The sequence below is a fragment of the Nostoc sp. UIC 10607 genome (assembly GCF_047228265.1).
GTDB classification, from domain to species: domain Bacteria; phylum Cyanobacteriota; class Cyanobacteriia; order Cyanobacteriales; family Nostocaceae; genus Nostoc; species Nostoc foliaceum_A.
On record NZ_JBIQNW010000001.1, the window covers coordinates 351,252 to 375,036 of the forward strand.

Consider the following 23,785-nt stretch of genomic DNA (forward strand, 5'->3'; position numbering starts at 1 on the left):
TTGGGAGCATATTAAAGTGTGAGTTTTATATTTAACCTTCAGAAGACCATGTAAGTAAGTCCTAGCAAGGTTAGCAGCATTATTCATACAGAATTAATACAGAAATTTGCGCCAAGATAGTTATATCTCATCCTGACATATCTTAAGTTATATGAACACTATTACATAATGCTATCAAATTAAGTATTTATTCTCTTCTTTTACCTAGAATTGGTAAAAATTAAAACTAGTTAATAAGCGTATTTAGTTGTCTAAAAGTCGGAATTCAATACAACCTTGCTGTTGTTGCTGGTCTAATATCCCTAATATCTATGGGTCAGAATAGTTAAAAAAAGTTCACCCGTCAACTATGTTATAATTAGATAGTTGAGAAATATTTTCGGTCATGTAACTGACTATTATAGACACCTCTCCGAATCTAAATCTCTACACCCTTTGATTCTGGGGGTGTTTTATGTCAGTTTATATTGCCAATCTATCCTTTAGAGATGAGAGTCTTCAGCATTGCAAAAATTGAAATTTTTAGTTAGCCAAACTGTATTGGAATATTTAGTGTAAAACTGATACATCTAACTGTCCCAAGATGTGCTATTGGAACGGACAAGTTTAGTGTGTCACAAGCCCAGATAATATACGGTTACTACTTGAACTTATGCCAACGGATATAATTACCCGTCCTGAGTCACTTACAGAAGATTGCTTCTTTACTTATGCCCTTGGGACTGATTTGCACGATACTAATTCGACAGCCCAATATTTACGCAGAATCAGGAAAGAAGATAAACCCTATATCGATATAGCTGTTTCTCCCAGACCTGGCTATCGGTTTGAGGTTTGCCTGATCCCAGTTGAAGGGTTCGCTAAAGAAACAATATTGACAAAAGATGGCTTCGCCAAAGCTTTAGCGATTATTTGTGCTGTATCTAACAAAGCTAGGAAGCGATTCCCCTCAGGAAACGGACAAGAGATTGTCCGGTGTCAATTTAGCAACTTAGCTGATGCAGTCGCTGTAGCAAACAGATTGTCTGCATTACCCTCTAATATGTATGAAACTCTCGCCAAGCTACCAAATGCCTTGTAATATTGCGTCCGCTTGAATATTTATTATTTAGGACTGACACAAAGAGATTTTAATGGTAAGTAACTAGACGGACTTGAGATTAAAAACTCAATGCTTCATACTTCATCTGTTGAAAAAAGTCGTGTATAACAAGACTTTTAACCCTTTTTGCACAGTGATCCATAATTCAAAGTGAGTTTTTTTTATGCCTACAAGTCCTTTGCGTGAAGAACCTCGTAACCAGCGAGCGCCTGTAATTCGTACAAGTAATGAATTTATTCTTTTAGAATGGTTAAAGTCAACTGGTCGTCTGATAGAGCGGGAACATCAAGAATCTGAGTATCTAAATGAAGTAGAAGAAATTTCAGAAATGATAGACCTTGACGATATTCCTTACGATCATGACGATGACGATTCTGACATGGATATAGAAGCCTAGTAGCGTAATTCGTAATTTGTAATTCGTAATTCGTAATTACTTACCTGAAGGGTTTCATTGATTTGGAATCTGTACTTAATTTACGCTGAAAGGCTAAGAATCCCGACTTTTTAGATAAGTCGGGATTCTTAGTATTAAAATGTGAGTGTGTTTAATTTTTGGACTTGAGTAATAGATAAAATAATTGTCCATTGCTGACTGTGACACCAGCGCGATCGCCTGCTAATTTCCCAGTACCTAAAAAATAATCTACCCTACCTGCACCTTTAATTGCGCCTCCAGCATCTTGGTCAAGAACATAGCGACTAACGATGCGCTCCTCCATTTTTCCGGTAGGATTAGCAAAGGGAATAGAAGCGCGAATCAACGCTAAAGCACCAGGAGGCATGAGAGATTTATCTGTAGCGATCGAACGCTCTGCTGTTAATGGTACGTTGATAGAACCTTGGGCTGGTTCACCATGGTTTTCTTGAAAAAAGACAAAGCTGCGATCGCGCGGAATATAAATATTTAATTCTTGGGGATGCTTTTGAAAATAGTCGAGGATAATTGGCATAGTCATCCCTTCTAGCGGTAATTTGCCATCATTCGCTAATTCTCGGCCAATGCTTTTTTAGTTATAAGCGATATTACCCGCATAGCCGATTGTTGTCTGAGTCCCATCGGGAAGCTGAAGTTTCGCTGAACCTTGAATTTGAGCTAAATATGGTTCGAGGCGATCGCGAAACCAAAACAACTCTAATCCTCGTAATTTCCCTTTTGCGCCTTGTAAACCATCTGCTCCTTCTAATTCTTCGCGTGTAGGATGAGGCTTACTCCAGGAGTTTAAATCAGGAGGTAATCGATAAACAGGATAACGATATTCTGCTGTGGGAACACGACTGGCTGCATAAAGCGGTTCATAATAGGCGGTGAATAAAACAGAACCTTTGGTATCGTTACCAACTGACTGGTAAAGAACAAATTCCCGCTCGATGGCTTGATGTAATTCTGTTGCAGAATTAGTTTTTAATAAAAGTTCGCGGAATCTTTTCAAGCTTTTGATGACGCGATCGCGCTTAATCCCAGCCACCTGATAGTTTTGATAAGTAGCCACAGCATTAGCCGTTTGCAGGTATTGGAGACTGCGAGCGATCGCACTCACTAGCGCCTTTTTGTCTGCTATTTCTCCATATAGAACCTCATCTAAACAAGAAGCATCATCCTGACAACAAGTAACTGGTAGCCTCTGAATCAATGGTGTTTTTTGCTTTTGTGTAAATGCATCTTGATTTTCAGCAGTCAACGAAACTGGTATATTCCACTTTTTTACGCGACATTCTGGCGGACTAAGTTCCTGATGCGTCAAAGATTGCATCCGCACCAGCAAAATCGACAAAACCACAGGTAAGCTAATAGCGATAACTTTATTAAACTTTGCTAACCTAGCAAGTGTCTTGTTCATCAAAATTTAAAATCTTTGATATTATCCCATTTTCCTCAAATTCAAAAAACAAAAATAATTTAATTTCTCAACACAAAAATTTTTACTAATACCCAGCCCCCAATCCTTATTCATTCATATTACGATAAGTAGCAACTGCTGAAGGTGATATTCGGTTCAAATATCTGAATATCCAGTATTTGAAAATGGTATCTAAAATCACTGGAAATGTAGCAATAAATAAGAAGATAAAATCTCGATTTGCTGGTAATCCCCAATGCCGGGATACTCCTTCTAGGAGAACTTCCCAACCATGAGGAGAGTGGAAACCTACAAATATATCGGTAAACAAAATGATGATAAATGCCTTGGCACTATCACTAAGTCCATAGACAATATGATCAAAGAAATCTTTAATCACAGCAATAGAAGTCTTGCTAACGACTAAAAGCCATATAAACGCAGCGACTGAAAAAATATCTGCAAAAACATTTTTGATAGCATTAGAACTTTCGTGACGAAATTCTTCAGCAAGTTCAATAGCTCTCTTTTTCATTTCAATTTCCATCCGCTCAGGCAAGAGTGGGGGGGCATTTCTAAGAAGATTTTCAAACTTGAGCTTTTCTTCAAATCTTTGTAATTCTACAAGGGCTTCTTCTTCCATTTCTGAATTGAGGAATATCTGCATTTGCTGATTGTCTCTAAAGTTCTCAACAAGCGGCCCTACTACGAAAGCTTTTGCTATCTGATGTGTTAGTAATGGTACTATAATTAATAGTAAAATAAACCTGATAGATATTATTGTTCTTCTTTGAGCTTGACGAAAACTATGAATTACCTCTTGTTCAGAATTAGGGTCTAATTCAACTTGCAAACGATTGATAGTACTTAAAATAGAGCGGGGTAAAACGCCCATTGTATCAGCTTTACGTTTTAGTTTTGGTTTGTTATCCGAGTCTTGAGTTGGTATTTTTGGTGGTACTGTTGGAGTATTTACAAGCAGCGACTTTTCATCAGATATCGCAGAGTTAACTGGCGGATTTTGAGGTTTTACTACTAAAGCTTTAGAAGTTATTTGATCAGGAATTGTTGTGTATTTGGATATAACTTGATCAATAAAGTTTAGCTTTTCCAAAACCAAAGAAGGACTGGGATGCTCTATACCTGCTTTCTGAGCAGCTTTTTGATTCTCTTCATTTAGAAACCAACGGCTTGCTCTAAACTCTGTCAGCCGCATTTTGGCAGTTTTTAATAGCTTATTTAGGTCTGACTCAAAATAATCCATCACGCTGTTACTGTATATGGCTGAGTCAATGTCTATTTTATTACCATTGAAATGCTTATCTTCTATTTCCTTAATCTTTAATGCTGCATCGTAAGCTTGATGTAAAGAACGTTCAGGAGTCTGTAAGTACCATCGGTAAGTATCAAGTAAGAAAGAATAGATTTTTTGGCTAAAAACAGAGTTTTTCATTGGAGACAATCATCCAGCATTATTTGGTGATTCTTAACCTTAAGTTAACGCACGAAGTATACTAGCAAATCTATAAGGAGAAAGTTTGTGATTTCTCATTCGGTTTGGATTGTTGGCACTAGCCGCACTGGTAAAACGGCTCGCTTGGTAGAGCAATTTTGTAGTTGGGTACAACCTGAAAAGCAATATACTGAATCATTTTATACTAAAATACCAGGACGTAAAAAAGGCATTCATATACCCGAATTTTTATATCTTAAACAAACAGAGCCAGGAGTTTTAGTCTTAGCTGCCAATGATGATAATCGGCGAGAATTGGGAGATATAATTGTTACATCTACCTTAGGAAAATATCCCGTGCGTGCCAAGACGCCGCTAGGTTTTTTCCAGGATGAAGTTATTTTATTTTGGCCGTTGCTAATTAACTCGTTGAACTTGAAGGCACAGTTTCCGGTAAGATTGCGACCAGAAACCGAACAAGAGTTAGCAAGCAAACTCTGGCATCCCCAATTAGACGAAGAAATTTTACGGATTGCGGGAGTGAATGAGTCTCGCTTGGTGCGTCGCATCCTAGATTTATTGCAATTAGCAGCTTACAGTGGTGTACCTTGCGAAGATATTGCCCCGATTTTGGCAAGGGGTCTTGGGGAAAATACTACAACTTTAGAGCCGGAATTTTTGGCATCTTTGTTGCTAGATTGGCGTAACTGGTGTTTAGAAAGGGGGTTACTAACTTATGGCATTATTACTGAACTTTATAGTCAGCACTTGTTAAGCGATCGCAATTACCAACAGCACCTAACTAAACGCTATCAGGCGGTACTAGCTGATGATGTAGATGATTATCCCAGCGTAGCGCGTCTTTTGTTTGACTTGCTATTAGATCAAGGCGCAATCGGGGCGTTTAGTTACAATCCCGATGGTGCAGTGCGATTGGGATTGGGAGCAGACCCCAACTATCTAGAAGGGTTAGCAGAACGTTGTCGGGTAGAAATCTTGACCGGGCCACCTCCAGAGTCCCTTGGAGAGCAAGCTAAACAGATGGTGGAATTAGTCACAGAACCGATGGTGCTGTCAAGTTTACCTGAAATTGTGCATTCAATTCAAACCACCTCCCGCGCTCAACTATTGCGACAAACAGCAGAGGTAATTGCTAATGCTATCCAATCACAGCAAGTACAACCAGAACAAGTGGCGATTATTGCACCAGGTTTAGATGCGATCGCTCGTTATACTCTAGTAGAAATCCTCGTTAAGCAAAATATCCAAGTAGAATCGCTGAATGACCAACGTCCCTTAGTTAGTTCACCCGTCATTCGCGCATTACTCACCATGCTGGCACTAGTTTATCCCGGCTTGGGACGACTCGTAGACCGGGATGCCGTCGCAGAAATGCTGGTTGTATTGAGTAGAAAGCAACAACCACCAGAAAACTATACAGACGCGATTAATCGCGTCTCTACTGATATTGACCCGGTACGTGCTGGTTTGATTGCAGATTACTGCTTTGTACCCCATCCCGATCGCCCCAACTTGCTACCAGTATCAGCCTTCGAGCGCTGGGATAGAATCGGCTATGCGGCTACTACAGCCTATAATGACATATTACAGTGGTTAGAACAGCAGCGATCGCAACAAGAACTGCGGTTAATTCCTAGTCCCATTTCCCTGTTAGACAGAGCAATTCAGCGCTTTTTGTGGAATGGTAGCAATCTCCCCTACGAACAACTAGCCGCACTGCGGGAATTATTAGAAACCGCCCAACACTACTGGGAAATTGACACCAGATTACGACAAATTGCCCCAGTGGAGACAACGCCTCACACAACTATTATCGAATTCATTCAATTACTACGACGTGGTACGATTACCGCCAACCCTTACCCTGTGCGCCCCATCGGTGGAGCGAGAAAGTCCGTCACACTAGCAACTATATTTCAATACCGATCTAGTAGGCGATCGCACCGCTGGCATTTTTGGCTAGATGCTGGTTCACCTCTATGGGCAAAAGGTGGTGCGGCGACTTTGTTCGGTGCGCCGTTTTTCCTGCAAGACAGGTTAGGTGAACCTTGGACAGCAGAAGATGAGAAATTGGCAGAAGAACAAAGACTGCGAAGGATTTTGACAGATTTACTGTCTCGTGTATCCGAGAGAGTTTATTTGTGTCACAGCGATTTAGCCGTAAATGGACAAGAGCAACTAGGACCGCTGTTACCCTTAGTAAATGCTTGTGTAACTGTTATTTCTGAGACTACTGTTAATTGAGTCTCTTCTACTTTGGCAAAGCTCAGATCCGCGACTTCTTTAAGAAGCCGGGGATATTATAAAATATTTGTTTGTATAAAGTAGTAATTGTCCCCTTTTTTGCATTGGGTTTTGGGATTAATCTTTGCAAATTTCGGGACTGTGGTTGAGTTGGAACAGGAAAACCAAAAGGGACTTTATCACGCGTTAAGAGCAAAGGAATACTGAGAAGTCCCAAAATAATTACTACTCCGGTCATTATCCAAACCATTAACCTATTTGGTTTATAATCTGCTCGTTCAATTTGCCAGAAAACTTGGTTGTATCGCCACGCAGCTAACGCAACAGCCAAAATTCCAAAAATCACCAAAGCAAGACCCAAATTTTCAGAGTTGGATAATGGATTTACCGGAGTTTCTTGTTGAGTAATAGCAATATTAAGCTGGCGCAGAAATATACCAAACCGCGCAATAGCAAAACCAAAGCCAATCAATGAAATAGAACTGCGTAGCCAAGCCAGAAAGGTACGTTCGTTCGCTTGATGCTCCCTTTGACGATCAATTTTTGGTATTTTATCCATGAGTATCTTCTGACGGCAATTTACCCTTGAAAAGTATTCATAACATTGATGAATAGCATGGACTACCGCCATAAGGTCAACACAGTCCAGTGAGGACTCTGAGAAAACCCCAAGCGATCGCTAGAATCTTTACAATAGTAAATAAGGTAAAGATATATATCAGAGTCAAAATCAATGGGACTATTCGGATTTGGCAAAAAGGCAGTTATGCCCACGCCTGAGGAAGCTTTGTCAGGAAGGGCACAATCTATGTCAGTACCCGCTGCTCATTATGTCAACAAGAATCCTTTAAAACCTCCTTATCCCGATGGATTAGAAAAGGTAATCTTTGGCTTGGGCTGTTTTTGGGGTGCAGAACGCAAATTTTGGCAACTTAAAGGAGTTTACACCACCGCAGTAGGTTACGCTGCTGGGTTCACACCTAACCCAACCTATGAAGAGGTATGTAGTGGGAGAACTGGTCACAATGAAGTGGTATTGGTTGTGTTTGATCCCAAAGTAATTAGTTATTCTGAACTGCTCAAAGTCTTCTGGGAAAGCCACAATCCTACCCAAGGGATGCGCCAAGGTAATGATGCTGGCACTCAGTATCGTTCGGGAATTTATGTATATTCCGAAAGTCAAAAGCAGTTAGCAGAAGCATCGCGGGAAGCTTATCAGCAAGCTCTCAACGATGCAGGTTATGGCAAGATTACTACGGAAATCTTGGATGCGCCGGAATTCTACTACGCAGAAGCTTACCATCAGCAATACCTAGCTAAAAATCCCAATGGATATTGTGGTTTAGGAGGGACAAACGTATCTTGTCCCGTGGGTGTAATTGAATCGCAAGTTAGTAGTTAAAAATAGAGTAGGGCGCACATCTGTGCGCTTCCTACCTTAAAATACAGATTTGAGTACAGCGATCGCGCGAATCCACAACATAATACTAATAGGCGCTCCCAGTAGAATACCAGCGATCGCCCAACCTCTTTGATGCGCTCTGAATTGTTCAATACTGCGCCACGGCCTACTTTTCCAAGCCCATTCATTGCCTTTAGCACCAAGTGCGATCGCCATTAACCACCATCCGTGGGGTATAAAACAGAATAGCCCATACCACACTTGATTAGGCCACATCCACAACCAAGGCATCAAAAATGCCCCCCAATTCCAACCGAGAATTTCCTCTGGAACTGTTTCATTGTAATTATTGATCCCGCATCCAGAATTGTTGATTATTTCTTTTAGGGGTAAAAGTCGATTTCTGTTTGCAGATTTGACAGCCAGACCAGATTTGAGAACATTCAGCGCTTCGCGGGCACTAGTAAATCGTTGTTCTGGAGCGGGTTCTATCAGCTTTTGTAGCCAACTGACAAAACTGGGACTCAGGTTAACTCGGTCTGTAAATTGCAGTCGTAAATCCTGCTGCGGTAAATCAGAAGGGCAAGTTCCAGTTAACAAATGGATTAAGGTTGCACCCAGTGCATAGAGGTCTGAAGCCGCGACCGCTCGACCACCGAATTGTTCCATTGGGGCATAACCATAAGTACCCACAACAGTAAAAGTAACGCCTTCTTTTGCCGCTTTATCCTGAACTGCGCCAAAATCGACTAAATAAATCCGGTTATCTTCGCCCCAGATTAAATTACTCGGTTTAATATCTCTATGTAACACCCCTGGATTCAACTCATGTAAATACGTGAGAATATTTAAAACCTCAACAGCAATTTTTCTAGCTCGCTTTTCACTAAATCTTTTGCCAACAGCAAGTTTATCCTTGAGTGATTCACCAGGGATATATTCTTGTATTAAGGCAAACCAGAGTGTGCGATCGTCAATACAAAAATAATCAATATACCGGGGAATTCGGGGATGATTTAGCTGTTTAAGAATTTGTGCTTCCCTCTCAAAAAGTTTCAAATCATCCCACTGTACAGTACCGCCAAAGGCCAAAAGTTTGACCACAACGGTCGAATTTTCGTCATTAGAGGCTTGTAAATCCAATGCTAGCCAAGTTTGACGAATTCCATTGTTGCCTAGTTGGCGTTGGATTTGATAACGATCTTGTAATATCTGTTCTGGTTGCAGCATCTTACACCTGCTGGCAATTTACTCTGATTCCCTTACTATTCAAGGATAGTCATTATCTAGAGAAACTGTGGGAGCCAGATAATTTTTTGAAAGCAGTTGAGAATTTCAACTTTGAGGTTCCCTAGAAGATTGGTGCGAATTTCCTTTGGTTCCGGTTATCGTGTCTATTTCGGCGAAGATGCTGAAAATGTTGTTGTCATACTGTGTGGAGGCGACAAAAGCACACAGGTTGAGGACATTGAGGACGCAAAAGCTTACTAAAAGGAGTATCTCAGAGTGAATCACAACAGTAATTACCGATTGTGACACTATTGGGTGCAGAATGTGGGTTAAAAATAATTTTTGCGATAGTAAGCTTGATATTCCGCAGACAGCAGAGGTTCCCACCAATCACGATGATTGAGATACCATTCAACTGTTAAACGTAAACCCTCAGCAATCGTTACTGAAGGTGTCCAACCAAGCTGAGTTTTAATCTTGTTCGCATTAATTGCATATCTCCGATCATGTCCCTGTCTATCCTTGACAAAAGTAATCAATTCTTTTGCCGGACGCACTGGTAAATCAGGCGCTAATTCGTCCATCATCTGACATAAAAGTTGCACCAGATTGAGATTTTCTACCTCATTGTTACCACCAATATTGTATGTTTCTCCTGGTTGACCATGATTAATTACCACATCTAAAGCACGACAATGATCACCCACATAAAGCCAATCGCGCACATTTTTACCATCACCATAAACAGGTAATGGCTTACCTATCAAAGTGTTGATGCACATCAAAGGAATTAGCTTTTCAGGAAACTGATAAGGGCCGTAATTATTAGAGCAATTTGTGATAATAGTTGGGAGGTTGTAAGTATGGTAATAAGCACGCACTAAGTGATCGCTACTGGCTTTCGAGGCTGAATAGGGACTATTGGGAGCGTAAGGTGTAGTTTCACAAAAAGCTGCATCATCTGGGCCCAAACTACCGTAGACTTCATCAGTAGAAACATGTAGAAAACGATAATCAGATGGCTTTGCTTTTGTCTCCCAATGTTGCCGAAAAGCTTCTAGCAGTGTGAAAGTTCCCACCACATTAGTTTGCACAAAAGCAGCAGGCCCAAGAATTGAACGATCAACATGAGACTCAGCAGCAAAATGGGCGATGGTATCTATATTTTCGGTTGCTAGTAACTGATCTACAATAGTGCGATCGCAAATATCCCCCTGCACAAACCGGAAATTCTCTCTTCCCTCAACCAGCGCCAAATTCAGACGATTTCCCGCGTAGGTAAGCGCATCCAACACCACCACCCGGTCATCTGGATAAACCTGACACCAGTGATGGACAAAATTTGCCCCAATAAACCCCGCACCCCCAGTAACTAATAACCGCCGACTCATTAAATTTCCTCTCTTCTCTCTGTGTTCTCTGCGCCTCTGCGGTGCGTTTCTATTACTTAAAATATTTCTTCCTCAGCTTCCCATATATTCTCTGAGCGAGTAATTTCGCCACACGTATTTTCGTCAAACTCTTAATATTAGATGGTTGCTGGATCTTGTGATCAAAAAACTCATTTAACTCATCCAAAATTACTTGGAAACGCTTAATAATATTTTCAGTTCGATATTCAGCCAGAAACTCTTCAGACAAACTAAAAGCTACTGAAGAATCAATCACCTTCAGAATCCGTTGGACATCATATTCTTGCGAATATCCAGCAATTTTATAGCAATTAAATCCAGGGTCTAAGTAATCAGCCAGTCCACCGTTGACACTAGAAAATACTTGGCAACCACAGGCAAGAGCTTCCATTGGTTGTAGACCGAATCCTTCGCTAACACGCTGTTGCGCCCAGTACTCAGCCGAATCATAAAGATAAACCTTCGCTCGGTTGAATAGTCCAGGTAAATCCTCTATATATGAATCAACAACCAATACTTTACAACGTTTTTGCAACGCTGGAATCAATTCTTTAATTAAATACTCAGAAGACTTCCGAGCCTGAACTAAAACATCAATATCTCGTTCAAGACCTAAATTTTCAAACTCATCAGAAATTTGATTCGGCAAATAATAAATCAGGGAATTAGGTGATTTTTCTCCCCAATATCCCATTGTATAGCGGCTAACAGTGATGATCGGAATACTCGCAGGTAGCTTAAATGGATAACCTGCACTATGTGCATGGTAAACGACATTGTATTGCTTAAGTTTAACCACGAGTTGAGCTATATCAAATCCCCAACTGATGACAAAAATTACATCATTTAAATTTTCCTCTTTTAGCAAATCATCGATAAAAAGCTTACCTTTTTCGCGTTGGCGGTAAGTTACAACATCAGCACTACAGAACTGCTGCACCATATTAAGTGCTTTTAACTCAGCCCAAAGACCACCACAGGCAAATTTGCCATCTGTACCGGGGAGTAAAAAGTAAAGCTTTCTCATAATTTTTTTTAGGAGAGTAGGGAGTGGACAATGGGGAATAGGGGAGACAAAGGAGAAAATTTTACCCTGTCCCCCTTGTCTTCCTTGTCCTCCTCATTCCCTGAAGTCTCTTCATTCTTGCCAGCCCACTTTAACAAAATGTGCCTCACGCCCCCAAACATCACGTCTACGGGTAATATTTTCAATTGTTAGGTTAAAAGGAATGGCAGTTGTTAGGTAACGCTGTGCCATAGAACCTAAATCGGGTGCGAGTTCAGCGGCTGTCGTCGCTGCTAACCCCAAACCTATAAGTTGCTCGATTGGTCGAAAGGGTAGTAGCAGATGCACACCGACAGCTAGTCCAGCGGTTAAGAGCATTGCTACTGATAAATTGGTGCCACAACGGGGATGTACAGCCAAATCCCATTCTCCACTCGTGAGGCGATGTCGAGCCAGTATGACCGCACGCCGCAAATCACTAATATTTACCTCACCATAAAGGTAAAATCCCTGCTCAGTAGACAAACCGCCTAATAGTTCGTTATCTAGTTGAACGTTAGTAGGTTCTCCTTTAGGAGAATAAGAACTTTTTGATTCGCTAAGAACCCAAACAGTAGCGTGTTCTAAGGCGTGAACCTGCCGTATCATTAAAATTTCTTGCAACCCTGGAATAAACGATAGCTGTCTGAGTAAGTCGGCATCTTGTGTGGGTTGCACAAAGCCTGAAAATCGGTCTTCAAGACTCGGAATTTTTTCAGATACAGGTGTCGTAAAATCAAAGTTAAAAAATTTAAAGGGAGACGAGCTACCCTGAAAAGAAGCGGAAGTATTCATTGGAACACTACTCCCAAAGCCGATGGGGCAACATAGATTTCTTTCAAATGTAACGCTTGTACCACTGAATTGTTGCTAATTTTTGTGGATGATGGTTGAGTTTGAGCATTGGGCATTGGTTATTAATTAATCTCCTCTGCCCTTCTGCTCCTGTGCGTAAGTTGTAAATCTGTTCTGCTGAATTTGGAAAGGAATTCTGATCTTTATAGTTTCCGAGTCCGAGGGTCAGCTGGCTCCACTAACATAAACTCCGGCTGAGTGAAGGACTCGGAACTTTTGGTAGAGTGTTCACACTGAAAACTTAGGCGTGAGGAGGGAAACAATCACTAAACCTCAAAATTGGTTTGTGAGTATACCAGACCAAAGCAATTACCTTGCTACTAGTAAATTGTTTATTCGATCTGGTTAGGCAGAAGACAGCAATTGACATCATTCAAACAGACTTTGCCCCACTGTAAAGCCCAGCGGACAAGAGCTACTCGATTTTCTGTCTCGGTCTTTGTAAGAATATTACTGATATGGTTATCAACTGTACGCTTGCTAATCTCCAGTTTTCCTGCAATCTCTTGGTTAGTTAAGCCAGCGGCTACTAAGTCGATAATTTGCAGTTCTCTGTCTGACAGACTAACGGGGGTCTCAGACTTGCCACCAGCCATGACTATTTCTATCCTCCCTTGGTATATGTACTTAATCACTCTTTCTAATTCTAGAAGATTCTTTTGTTGGGAGGGGTTTCAAGTGTTAGCAGTAATACGATTGTCAATATTTTCTTTGGATTTCAAGTTGGTAAGAATATAAAGCATAAATCTACATTAGTCTTATATAATACAATGTTTTGCATAAACATTAGGAATAAATGCTTAGGAGAATTTATTAATAATCAGAAGCATATAGATGTTACGGGAGTAGTAAAAATTGCTATTTAATTCTATGAAGGACTGGCGACAGATTAGCAAAAATTGTTGTAGATTTTATACTGTAAATTCCTAATCCAAAATCGAAATCTAAAATCTAAAATGAAATGAGCAATCCCCGTGTTTTGTGCCTCGGTGAAGTTTTGTTTGATTGTTTAGCCGATCAATTAGGGCTAAAGCTGGAAGAAGTGAAATCTTGGACTCCCTATCCAGGAGGGGCACCAGCTAACGTAGCCTGTGCTTTAGTCAAGCTGGGAACGCCAGCAGGATTTATCGGAGCCGTTGGTGAAGATGAACCAGGGAATGCACTGGTCAAGCTATTACAAGATGTAGGTGTAGATACAACTGGGGTACAACGCCATCCCACGGCACCAACGCGGCAAGTTTATGTTACACGGGATCTGGCTGGCGATCGCACTTTCGCTGGATTTGGTCAGTATGACACCGCAGAATTTGCCGATACTCGCCTGCAAGCCAAACAATTGCCAAATTCGCTGTTTCAAGAGGCAGATTTTCTAGTTTTGGGTACTTTGGAATTAGCCTATCCTGAAAGTGAACAGGCAATTCACCGCGCCCTAGAGTTAGCAGAACATTATGACCTGAAGATTGTGCTGGATGTAAACTGGCGTCCTGTATTTTGGGACGAACCAAATATTGCTCATCAAAAAATTCCAGAATTATTTAAGCGAGTCGATTTCCTTAAACTCTCCAAAGAAGAAGCTGAATGGCTATTTGAAACCGCAGATCCCGGAGCCATCACTTACCGCCTGGCTTCCATTGAAGGAGTACTTGTAACAGATGGGGAAAACGGTTGCAGCTACTGTCTGGGTGAGAACGAAGGCAAATTACCTTCCTTTTCCATCCCTGTAGTTGATACAACTGGTGCAGGGGATAGCTTTTTGGCAGGATTCATCCACCAGTTGAGTCAGCATGGCATCCACAGCTTGCGGGATGCAGAAACAGCAAAACGCATCGTCACCTATGCCAGTGCTGTTGGGGCACTGACTACCATTAAACCAGGTGCGATCGCTTCTCAACCTACTGCTGCTGAAGTCGAAGCTTTTCTAGCCTCACATCAACTTTAGGAACTAGTATAAGCCGCTGGGATATCAGCCACCAAAGGCTGATACTCCCGGCTAGAAAATGGAAGAAAATCCTCATGCCATTCTGCGGTCATATTGCACAATAAACGTAGTTGGAGAGGTGTTGGTACTGGGTTAACGCGCTCAACATGTACTTTTACAAGCGCAGGATTTTTGTTCTTCAGTTTAGATACATCATCCACAATATATCGAGGGCAATAACCTACAATGTGGTGATCCTTAGTGCATAAGAGCAATGCACGCGAATCAGATGGATTTTGAAATTCGTTAGCTAAATATAAGAGTTCACCCGTTTGTAATTGATTAATCCGTTCAGTTGCACAAGCAGGAAGGTGTCGCAGTCCATGTGCAAAAAAATGGATATGGTATAAACCATTCTCATCTGGTTCTGGATAGGGGAAAACTTCAAAATAATCTGTTACCTTGCGTCCACCACTCCGAGAAAGAACGCTAACTGGATCGTCTTCTCCTTCGGAAATATTTAGCGATTCAATATAATCTTTGTAGTCAGGGCGAGAGCGTCGCATTAATCGATTAGAAAACAAGGGGAATAGTTCAACTGATGCGTATTCTTTGTTCAAGTCTGGAAAGGAATACAATAGCTGAAAATTATGTTCAGTTTGAGCTTTAACAGCACCTTGCGTATATACAAACTGATATTTTTTTCCGTCAAATCTTAAGCGACCAATGGGAAGCCAAGCGCGACTTTTAGGATCTTGCCAAGCTAAAAAAAGTGTTTTCATAGTAGGGTGTCCAGCAGCTTAGTTTGATTTAACTCCAATATCTTTTGTGCAAATTCAATTGCTGTTTGCGATATGCGATTAGATGGAATACACTCAAAAAGCTCTAACGTATCATTGCTTGACACCCTTGCTAAAGGAAACTGCTCTGGCATAATTTATTGGGAAGTCTGATTTAAAGCAAATTATTAACTTCAGCTATTTTTAAAATGTTGAATAGTCAATGGTTAGCCTTAACTTGCTGCCATAGAGTATCAACAGTCACAAACTCATAGCCTTGTTGTAGCAGTTGCGGAATGAGAATTTGAATTGTGGCAGCAACATCTTGTCCGCCACAAGCCCCATCATGTAAAACAATCATTGAACCATTTTTCACCTGCTGCATAATTCGCTGCACTACGGTGGTTACGCCTGGACGCACCCAGTCTTCTGGTACAACGCTCCACATAACTGGGCGGTAATTCCACTGAAAAAATAATTTTAAAGTAGCAGGTGTAAATAAACCATTGGGGGGGCGGACATCTCGCATTTGTTCAGGTTGCAGATTACAGGCGTTGTAGATGGCGGCTTGGGTTTTTTCTAAACTGTCCTTCAGGTCATTTGGCGAAAGCATAGGAAAAGAGCGATGATCATAACCATGCAATCCGATCCAGTGTCCGCGATCGCTAACGGCTTTAGCAATGGCTGGTGAACGGTTGACGCAAGTACCCAACCAAAAAAAACTCGCTGTAATCTTGTAACGATCTAACACTGCCAAGACTTCAGGTGTGTATTGAGGATGCGGCCCATCATCAAAGGTAAGTGCGATCGCTTTAACATGAGGATTTCCATTCCAAAGGCAATTGGGAAAACTCGGCTGGAGAAAGCGGTAGAAAATTGGGAATAGAGGTGCAAATTGCATTTTGAGCCTTTCCGTAGCTTTCAAGAAATTTTATACATTCATTTCTCAAAACCGTCTAATTTAAAATCTATATCTGACCTCATACTTGGGGGCTTTTAGACTTAACTATCCTATTTTGTAACAAAATCTGTAACAGCAATGTTATTGCAGCTAACTCTCGACTAAATTGGGGAGAAATCTACGAGTAATCCCTGACTAAAGGGGTAATGTTGCTAAAAGATATACGTGATTATCAAATTCTCTTTCTGGGCTTATTTCTAATCCTGGGAATCGGCACACGAGATTGGACGCTGCGACCAGAATTAATTGGGGTAGCGATCGCCACTTGTCTTGCAACCCAATGGATATTGTCATTAGTTACTGGCAAAGAACCAATGGCAAATCTTCGGAGTGCTTTAATTACATCTCTGGGATTGGGCCTAATTTTGCGGGCTGATCACTGGACAACAATGGCAATAGCCGCAGTAATTGCGATCGCTAGCAAATTTATCTTTCAAGTTGGTGATAAGCATTTCTTTAATCCTACCAATTTTGGCATCATATCTGCCTTGATTCTGACCCCTGATGCTTGGGTTTCGCCGGGACAATGGGGTGAAGAGTGGTGGTATGGGCTATTATTTGCCGGAACTGGCGGCATGATTTTGCAGCGCGTTGGTCGCTGGGACACCACAGCAGCTTTTTTGGGTTCCTACTCTTTGCTAGAGGCGATTCGCAATCTCTGGCTAGGTTGGACTTGGGATGTTTACTGGCATCGATTGATGAGCGGGTCTTTGCTGCTGTTTGCCCTATTTATGATTACAGATCCGCGATCGATTCCCAATTCCCGAATTGGGCGTGTAGTTTGGGCAATCTGCATCGCCGGATTAACTTTTATCCTGCGAAATTATTTCTTTGTTTCCACAGCAGTTTTCTGGGCGCTGTTTGCCCTTGCGCCATTGACCATCTTATTTGATGTTTTCTGGTTAGCCCCAAGGTTTGCTTGGCAAGAAGGGGATCAGGGAGCAGAGGAGGCGGAGGGAAAACTCTTAACTCTTAACTCCTAACTCAGCACTAAAAAAGTAGAGGTATAAAATGAAGTTTTTTCGACTTTTAACGCCATTATTGTTGGCAATTGTAGCTGTTTTGTGCTTTGCACCCGCAGCTTGGGCATTTTGTGGATTTTATGTAGCCAAAGCTGATACAAAACTGTATAACAAAGCTTCTCAGGTGGTAATAGCGCGGGATGGCGATCGCACTGTCCTAACAATGGCAAATGACTTTCAAGGCGAAGTCAAAGATTTTGCAATGGTAGTTCCTGTGCCAACGGTGCTGCAAAAAGAACAAGTTCGCGTGGCTGAACCGAAGATTGTCGAGCGTTTGGATGCTTTTAGTGCGCCGCGATTAGTAGAATATTTTGACTCAGATCCTTGTGCCCCAGTTTACGACGAAAACTTACCACAAGCTGCACCTAGACCAGCAGCAAGCCTTGAGTCAGGGAGTACGAGAGGCCGTGATAATAGTTTAGGCGTGACAGTGGAAGCACGTTTCAACGTGGGGGAATATGACATTCTAATTCTCAGTGCTAAAGAATCTGGCGGACTAGAAACTTGGCTCAAACGCAATGGCTACAAAATCCCCAGAGGTGCAAAACAGTTACTTCAGCCTTACATCCGCTCCTCAATGAAATTCTTTGTTGCCAAAGTCAACTTGAATAAATTTGAGAAATCTGGCTACCAGTTCCTTCGTCCGCTACAAATTTCCTACCAGTCACCCAAATTCATGCTGCCAATTCGCTTAGGCATGATCAATGCTACGACAGAGCAGGATTTGATTGTGTACATCCTCTCGCCCCAAGGACAAGCAGAAATCACTAACTACCGGACGGTAAAAATTCCCTCCAACACAAACATTCCCTTGTTTGTCAAAGATGAATTTGGTGAATTCTACAAATCCATGTTTCAAACTATCTATACCAAAGAAGACAGAAAAGTTGGTTTTTTAGAATACGCTTGGGATATGGGTAGTTGCGATCCTTGTTCTGCCGATCCCCTAACCCAAGAGGAACTCAAGCAAGCAGGCGTATTTTGGCTAGATGATAATTCTGCAAGCAATGTACCAATACGCCCCGGCTTTCGTCGTCCCTTTCCTAGAAGTAATGTCTTCATCTCCCGGTTGCATGTCCGCTACACCCGCAACAAATTCCCTGAAGACTTGATGTTCCAACAAACTGCCAACAGTGAATCTTTCCAAGGGCGTTATGTTTTGCAACATCCGTTCCAAGGGGAACTTAAATGTCAGGCGGGTAGAGAATATAAACGGTCTTTACCCAAGCGTTTTGAACAAGAAGCGCAAACTCTGGCTAAACTAACCAACTGGAAAATCCAAGACATTCGTAACAAAATGAAGCTGAGTGTTGGTAATCTGACATATTCCTGGTGGGAAACTTTATTTTCCTGGCTGGGTTTATAAGTCATCGTGGCGAGCGTGGAGATAAGCGAGTTTTGAGTGCCCAGTGCTGAGTGGGGAATCTCACTTCTTTACTTAGAACTCATAACTCTGAACTCAGAACTTTTTTGCCCAATGCCCAATGCCCTTTGAAAAAAGATATAGCATCTTGACGAAAGGTAATTTTTTAGGGCGTTGTTATAGGCAATACTAAGATATTCTTGCTTTCTGTCCGAAGATTGTCATGGTTCAATTCGATGAACAGCTACGCGGCTTAGTTACCGAAGCCTGTGGAAACCCACCTGGAAGCCCTCAGCGTCAGAAGCTGCTCACGCAAATTATTCGCTTGACAGCAAATAAACTCTGGAGGGAAAGTACTCCCTACTATCAAGATGCATTACAACAAACTTGGTTGTATTTCTGCCGCAATGTTTGTGAAGGTTTAACAGGTCAAATCTATGACCCCAATTATGGCAGTGTTGTCACTTGGCTGAATGCTTACCTAAAACGTAGACTACAAGACTTTTACATTAACCAGAACCGGGAACAAGCCATAACAGTCCCTCTTCGGGTTCGTCAGTCTACATCGGGTGGAATAAGTGAAACCATTGATCCTGTAGATAACCTCCCAGCTAGCCCCCAAGCACCTCCCATTCTGGAAGACTTGGAGATATGGGCTAAGACAGATTCTGAAGGAGAACTGCGCCGCACTTACATTAAAGGACATCCAGATGTGAATTGTCAGATGTTAATTCTCAAACGCCTACCTCCAGAAGTTAGCTGGAGAGAATTATCTGAGGAATTTGGATTGTCAATTCCGACATTAAGCAGTTTTTATCAGCGCCAGTGTCTACCACGTTTGCGTAAATTCGCCGAATTTGAGGGATTGTTATAAACAAGAAAGAAGGAAAGCCAGTCGGTTGCGAACTCTCCCAAAAATAAAAAGACCTCTAAACTCGACTTTATCCATTTCTTTGGCAACGCTCAAGCTGACGCTGAAACCTTTGTAGGACAGTAGCTCTACTTTTTCGATTTCACCGAAAATTAGTGATATGTAAAAAGTTTTTGCCAAAAAGCTAGGGTTTTTGCCGTATCAAGAAAACCAAGCTCTTAATTTTGGATAAAGTCGAGCTAAGAGGTTTTACTACATAAAACCTGTCCCTCTCCGACGGGCGAGAGGGATAGGCTTGAACTAAAGTTCAAAGCTGGGAGAGGTTCGTATCACTTGGTAATAGACAAAACCCAATCGCCTAAAAGTTGGTTTACTTTATCGGGTATTTCATCATGGGGACAATGACCGGCTGTTAAGAAATGTTCTGTGAGTTCAGGATAATATTGACGAAATTTTTGAGAACGTTCTCTAGCATTCATCCAAGGGTCAGCTTCTCCCCACAACATCAACAGAGGACAAATTAATTGCTTTAGTAGCACATCAACTTTTTCTCCTTGAGGAGTGCTAAAGACTGACACAAATACTTCCATTGCACCAGGATCGTAAGCAGGGCGAGAAATTTCTTCTACTAATTGGTCTGTAATCGCACTTTTGTCAAGATAAACTTTTTCTAGAGTTTGGCGAATAACCCAACGTTGTCGCACATATTGAAATAACAAAAACTGGGCTAAAGGTTGTTGAAAAATCCACTTAGTGCCGTCACCAAGAAGTTTTTGCAAAGTAGCGGGTTGTTTTGGAGCCTGAATTTCTGATTGTAAAGCTTCCGGCTCAGATGTAGGCTGGCTTTCGCTAAAAGGCCCTGCACTATTGAGCAAAACTAAACCAGCCGCACTGTCGGGACGTTGCCCTGCAACACACAAGCCAGCGTAGCCACCAAGGGAATTACCCGCTAATACTGCTTTTTGACCGATTACTTCACTGATAAAATCATGGAGTTGGTCACGCCACAAGTCGCCGCTATACTGCAATTTCGGTTTTGCCGATCGCCCGAATCCCAAAAGGTCGATCGCAAATACTTCAAAATCTTGACACAATCCTGTGATATTCTTGCGCCAGTGGTCTGTGGAAGCACCAAATCCATGTACCAAAAGCAAAGGCGGACGTTGCGCTTGCTTCTCTCCCGCACGCACATAGTAAACGTTGTGCCCGTGCCACTGCCAATATTTACCAGGAATTGGGGTTGTAGAGAGGGCTGTAGTTGCCTGCATGATTCAAAGAATTGTTAAGTAGCTTTTAATAATTGTAGGCTAGTCGAAGGAGTGAAGGAGCAAAGGAGACTGGAGGGGAATCACTAATGACTAAAGAAAAATTGATTACAGGCAAAACTAAACTACTAGGGGTAATTGGACATCCGGTGGAACATTCGCTGTCGCCAGCGATGCATAATGCTGCGATCGCTCATTTAGGATTAGATTACGTTTATCTTCCCTTTCCTATCGAACCACAGAATTTAGAGGTGGCGATCGCAGGTTTCGCAGCTATTGATGTTGTCGGTTTTAGCGTGACAATACCTCATAAGCAGGCAATCATGCCTCTCCTCTCAAAAATTACCCCTCTTGCTCAAACTATAGGCGCAGTGAATACTGTTAGTCGCCAAAATAATCAATGGGTGGGGACAAACACAGATATAGAAGGATTTATCGCTCCTTTGCAGACAACGTATCAGCAGGATTGGAGCCAGAAGGTAGCGGTAATTTTAGGCAATGGTGGCGCGGCCAGAGCAGTTGTAGCAGGTTGTCACCAACTAGGTTTTGCCAAAATTCATGTTGTTGGGCGTAATGTGCAGAGATTACAAGAATTTGCTAATAGTTGGAGCAATTCACCTATAAGCGAAAATTTACAAGTTCATCAATGGGAGGAATTGCCAAAGCTAATTCCCCAAGCAAATCTGCTGGTAAACACAACCCCCATAGGTATGTATCCTAAGGTTGATGAGTCGCCTTTGAGTCTAGAGGTAATAGCAAATTTACCCAAGGGTGCGATCGCTTACGATTTAATATATATTCCGAAACCGACGCAATTTCTTCAGCAGGCAGAAAAACAAGGCGCAATTGCGATCGATGGCTTAGAAATGCTAGTTCAACAAGGGGTAGCAGCATTAAAAATTTGGTTACAGCAGGAAACTGTACCTGTAGAAGTGATGCGCCAAGCATTGCAAAAGCATTTAGGTTTAGATTGATGGAGAAATAATTACCTTATTTACCATTTACAGATAAATCTATTGCCAACCTTAGCATTGGCGGATAGATTGTACTTCTTTAAGTCATTTGTCCCGCCCTTTCGTCTATGTTTGCTAAACCCAAAATACTTTTATCATGGCTTGTATTATTACTAAGTTTTGCAAGTCTATTTCTTAGTTCTTGGATTCTTCTTCCTGCTCCAAATATGTTTTTACTCACCCTAGCAGTGGGAGCGCCAGAAGTCAGTCCTTGGTTATTGTTATTAAATTTGCTATCTTTATTGCTTTCTTTGTTCTACATCCGTCGCCGTAAACTACAGCGTTTAGCTTATATTTTCAGTTTGATAGGATTGCTAATTTGTGGATGGGTGCTAGTGAATATCCCACTAACTCAAATGCAGATGGCTAAAGCGATGAAACAAGGACTGGGAGCAAATTATCTAGAGCAAATTCCAGTCCAAGTAATGGCTAAGATGCAAACCCATCCCTTTAACTTAGTTAATTTTTTCCGGGGTATTCCATTAGGTAAAACGCGTCATCAAAAAGATATTCTCTTTGCTTCTCCTGCGGGAGTGCCTTTAAAAATGGAAGTTTACCAACCTCCAGAGGTGGGGAAATATCCAGCAGTGGTGGTAATTTATGGTGGAGCTTGGCAATATGGTAACCCTCATGCCAATTCTGAGTTTAATCAATATATCGCTCATCAGGGATATACGGTATTTGCGATTGACTATCGACACGCACCTAAATATCGGTTTCCATCTCAGTTAGATGATGTGCGTACAGCCCTGAATTTTATTCGCAAACATGCAGCCGAATATGAAGCTGATTCAGAACGTATGGTACTTTTAGGACGTTCTGCGGGAGCGCACCTAGCAATGCTAGCGGCTTATCAAGCGGATGCACCACCTATTCGGGCTGTGGTGAACTATTACGGGCCTGTCAACTTAACTGGAGGATACAAAACACCACCAAATCCCGATCCTATCAACACCCGCGCTGTTTTAAAAGCATTTCTCGGTGGTTCTTTAGAAGAATTACCCAATCAGTATAAAATTGCTTCACCAATAAATTATCTGACGCACCCTTTACCACCAACTTTATTAATTTACGGCAGTCGTGACCATTTGGTAGAAGCACGATTTGGCAGACGGATGTATGAACGTTTACATGATTCTGGCAATACTGCGGTTTTTCTAGAAATTCCTTGGGCAGAACACGCTTTTGATGCTGTTTTTAATGGTGTGAGCAATCAATTAGCGTTGTATCATACCGAAAGGTTTTTGGCTTGGGCGTTGTTCAAGTACAGCAGCAATCAGAGTATAAAGGCTCATTAACGAAGTTAAAAGACTCATTGAGCTTTATCAGAACTCCTCACTCCTCACTCCTTTTGCGGCCAGCGCCAGTTATAGCGATTCCATTCGTAGATTCCTTGAATTTCATACTCAGAGCCGTTGAAGAAGCGGACGACGCAGTTAGTAGAGGTATCATCGCGTAGGCGTAGCCCGTCGTAGACATCGCTAATTTCCTCGACCTTAATCACCATACAGGGAAACCATTCGCGCTTACAAGGCCCATCTTCTTGCACCCATTCCCATAGTGCATTGGAAACTTCAATGCGATCGCCTACTCTTAACTTTAGTGCATCCTCAAAATAAGAATACTTATCAAAATGATATGACTCAACCCGATTCAGCCACTGTAAACCATAACGTTGGCGAATGAATTGTACTGTTCCAGAGTCGTTTTCCAGCAACCAGTCATTGAGTAATTGCACTTTCCAAGTGCGGTTACGTTGTTCTTCATCCTTAACAAACTGTAAAAATGCTTCTAACTCCTCTGGGGTAAGTTCGTCTAAGGGATTAGCAATATTTGACATCCCAAAGGTAGAATTTCCCTGAATTTGCTCGACCACTTGCAGTAATATCTGTTTCTGCGTGTCAGTGAGAGGACAGCTTGCTACATCACAACGATTAAAGGCTGCAAGCATAGCTGTTTCAATCTCATCTGGAGTCATAAGTTAATAG

The 23,785-nt window shown here is 41.7% G+C and carries 20 protein-coding genes and 2 pseudogenes; 10 read left to right on the forward strand and 12 right to left on the reverse strand.

Annotation, left to right across the window (positions count from 1 at the left end):
* Positions 1 to 652 precede the first annotated feature (652 nt).
* The gene (locus ACEYW6_RS01415; protein WP_190890924.1) at positions 653 to 1,081 is read left to right on the forward strand and encodes a hypothetical protein; all 429 of its coding nucleotides are present in this window, start codon (positions 653 to 655) and stop codon (positions 1,079 to 1,081) included.
* Between the two features lie 184 nt (positions 1,082 to 1,265).
* Positions 1,266 to 1,499, forward strand: coding sequence for a DUF3134 domain-containing protein (locus ACEYW6_RS01420; protein WP_190890926.1), 234 nt, complete (start codon positions 1,266 to 1,268; stop codon positions 1,497 to 1,499).
* 151 nt (positions 1,500 to 1,650) lie between these two features.
* On the opposite strand, the pseudogene ACEYW6_RS01425 reads toward ACEYW6_RS01420, so the two are convergent.
* Positions 1,651 to 2,943, reverse strand: a pseudogene (locus ACEYW6_RS01425) (murein transglycosylase A).
* A 106-nt stretch (positions 2,944 to 3,049) separates the two neighbouring features.
* The gene (locus ACEYW6_RS01430; protein WP_412978345.1) at positions 3,050 to 4,405 is read right to left on the reverse strand and encodes a proton extrusion protein PcxA; all 1,356 of its coding nucleotides are present in this window, start codon (positions 4,403 to 4,405) and stop codon (positions 3,050 to 3,052) included.
* A 78-nt stretch (positions 4,406 to 4,483) separates the two neighbouring features.
* Here ACEYW6_RS01430 and ACEYW6_RS01435 point away from each other — a divergent pair, with 78 nt between their 5' ends.
* On the forward strand, positions 4,484 to 6,661 hold the full coding sequence (locus tag ACEYW6_RS01435; protein ID WP_412978346.1) for a recombinase family protein: 2,178 nt from the start codon (positions 4,484 to 4,486) through the stop codon (positions 6,659 to 6,661).
* A 124-nt stretch (positions 6,662 to 6,785) separates the two neighbouring features.
* Here ACEYW6_RS01435 and ACEYW6_RS01440 read toward each other — a convergent pair.
* A pseudogene (locus ACEYW6_RS01440) lies at positions 6,786 to 7,220 on the reverse strand (YidH family protein); the annotation flags it as partial.
* Between the two features lie 174 nt (positions 7,221 to 7,394).
* On the opposite strand from ACEYW6_RS01440, the gene msrA reads away from it, so the two are divergent.
* Positions 7,395 to 8,063 carry a peptide-methionine (S)-S-oxide reductase MsrA gene (msrA, locus tag ACEYW6_RS01445; protein ID WP_412978347.1) on the forward strand — a complete coding sequence of 223 codons (669 nt, stop codon included), beginning with the start codon at positions 7,395 to 7,397 and terminating at the stop codon, positions 8,061 to 8,063.
* Between the two features lie 36 nt (positions 8,064 to 8,099).
* Here the strand turns inward: msrA and ACEYW6_RS01450 are convergent, their stop codons facing one another.
* The 5 genes from ACEYW6_RS01450 to ACEYW6_RS01470 form a co-directional block, all read right to left on the reverse strand.
* Positions 8,100 to 9,293 carry a serine/threonine protein kinase gene (locus ACEYW6_RS01450; protein ID WP_412978348.1) on the reverse strand — a complete coding sequence of 398 codons (1,194 nt, stop codon included), beginning with the start codon at positions 9,291 to 9,293 and terminating at the stop codon, positions 8,100 to 8,102.
* 329 nt (positions 9,294 to 9,622) lie between these two features.
* Positions 9,623 to 10,684 (reverse strand): dTDP-glucose 4,6-dehydratase, encoded by a 1,062-nt coding sequence (rfbB, locus tag ACEYW6_RS01455; protein ID WP_412978349.1) that lies wholly within the window; start codon positions 10,682 to 10,684, stop codon positions 9,623 to 9,625.
* Positions 10,685 to 10,736: 52 nt separating this feature from the next.
* Positions 10,737 to 11,732, reverse strand: coding sequence for a glycosyltransferase (locus ACEYW6_RS01460; protein ID WP_196512837.1), 996 nt, complete (start codon positions 11,730 to 11,732; stop codon positions 10,737 to 10,739).
* A gap of 111 nt (positions 11,733 to 11,843) precedes the next feature.
* Positions 11,844 to 12,545: a DUF6391 domain-containing protein gene (locus ACEYW6_RS01465; protein WP_196512838.1), complete on the reverse strand. Its 702-nt coding sequence runs from the start codon at positions 12,543 to 12,545 to the stop codon at positions 11,844 to 11,846.
* 392 nt (positions 12,546 to 12,937) lie between these two features.
* On the reverse strand, positions 12,938 to 13,201 hold the full coding sequence (locus ACEYW6_RS01470) for a helix-turn-helix domain-containing protein (RefSeq protein ID WP_012410583.1): 264 nt from the start codon (positions 13,199 to 13,201) through the stop codon (positions 12,938 to 12,940).
* Between the two features lie 365 nt (positions 13,202 to 13,566).
* Between ACEYW6_RS01470 and ACEYW6_RS01475 the strand changes: the two genes are divergently transcribed.
* Complete coding sequence (locus tag ACEYW6_RS01475; protein WP_412978350.1) at positions 13,567 to 14,544, forward strand: carbohydrate kinase family protein; 978 nt, start codon at positions 13,567 to 13,569, stop codon at positions 14,542 to 14,544.
* Here ACEYW6_RS01475 and ACEYW6_RS01480 read toward each other — a convergent pair.
* Entirely contained in the window at positions 14,541 to 15,305 is a 765-nt protein-coding gene (locus tag ACEYW6_RS01480) for an HIRAN domain-containing protein (RefSeq protein WP_412978351.1), read from the reverse strand. The genes ACEYW6_RS01475 and ACEYW6_RS01480 overlap by 4 nt on opposite strands.
* A gap of 217 nt (positions 15,306 to 15,522) precedes the next feature.
* A complete protein-coding gene (locus tag ACEYW6_RS01485) occupies positions 15,523 to 16,203 on the reverse strand; it encodes a polysaccharide deacetylase family protein (protein WP_412978352.1) in 681 nt (226 codons plus the stop codon).
* Between the two features lie 206 nt (positions 16,204 to 16,409).
* Here ACEYW6_RS01485 and ACEYW6_RS01490 point away from each other — a divergent pair, with 206 nt between their 5' ends.
* The 3 genes from ACEYW6_RS01490 to ACEYW6_RS01500 all read left to right on the forward strand — a co-directional run bounded on the left by ACEYW6_RS01490 (position 16,410) and on the right by ACEYW6_RS01500 (position 19,522).
* The gene (locus tag ACEYW6_RS01490; RefSeq protein WP_412978353.1) at positions 16,410 to 17,246 is read left to right on the forward strand and encodes an RnfABCDGE type electron transport complex subunit D; all 837 of its coding nucleotides are present in this window, start codon (positions 16,410 to 16,412) and stop codon (positions 17,244 to 17,246) included.
* 28 nt (positions 17,247 to 17,274) lie between these two features.
* Positions 17,275 to 18,651 carry a DUF2330 domain-containing protein gene (locus ACEYW6_RS01495; RefSeq protein ID WP_412978354.1) on the forward strand — a complete coding sequence of 459 codons (1,377 nt, stop codon included), beginning with the start codon at positions 17,275 to 17,277 and terminating at the stop codon, positions 18,649 to 18,651.
* Between the two features lie 220 nt (positions 18,652 to 18,871).
* Positions 18,872 to 19,522, forward strand: a complete 651-nt coding sequence (locus ACEYW6_RS01500; protein ID WP_412978355.1) for a sigma-70 family RNA polymerase sigma factor — start codon at positions 18,872 to 18,874, stop codon at positions 19,520 to 19,522.
* Positions 19,523 to 19,848: 326 nt separating this feature from the next.
* On the opposite strand, the gene ACEYW6_RS01505 is transcribed toward ACEYW6_RS01500, so the two are convergent.
* Positions 19,849 to 20,787 carry an alpha/beta fold hydrolase gene (locus ACEYW6_RS01505; protein WP_412978356.1) on the reverse strand — a complete coding sequence of 313 codons (939 nt, stop codon included), beginning with the start codon at positions 20,785 to 20,787 and terminating at the stop codon, positions 19,849 to 19,851.
* A gap of 86 nt (positions 20,788 to 20,873) precedes the next feature.
* On the opposite strand from ACEYW6_RS01505, the gene ACEYW6_RS01510 reads away from it, so the two are divergent.
* Complete coding sequence (locus ACEYW6_RS01510; protein ID WP_412978357.1) at positions 20,874 to 21,758, forward strand: shikimate dehydrogenase; 885 nt, start codon at positions 20,874 to 20,876, stop codon at positions 21,756 to 21,758.
* Positions 21,759 to 21,865: 107 nt separating this feature from the next.
* Entirely contained in the window at positions 21,866 to 23,095 is a 1,230-nt protein-coding gene (locus ACEYW6_RS01515) for an alpha/beta hydrolase (protein WP_412978358.1), read from the forward strand.
* Between the two features lie 44 nt (positions 23,096 to 23,139).
* Here ACEYW6_RS01515 and ACEYW6_RS01520 read toward each other — a convergent pair whose 3' ends face one another.
* The gene (locus tag ACEYW6_RS01520) at positions 23,140 to 23,775 is read right to left on the reverse strand and encodes a hypothetical protein (RefSeq protein ID WP_190890978.1); all 636 of its coding nucleotides are present in this window, start codon (positions 23,773 to 23,775) and stop codon (positions 23,140 to 23,142) included.
* Positions 23,776 to 23,785 lie beyond the last annotated feature (10 nt).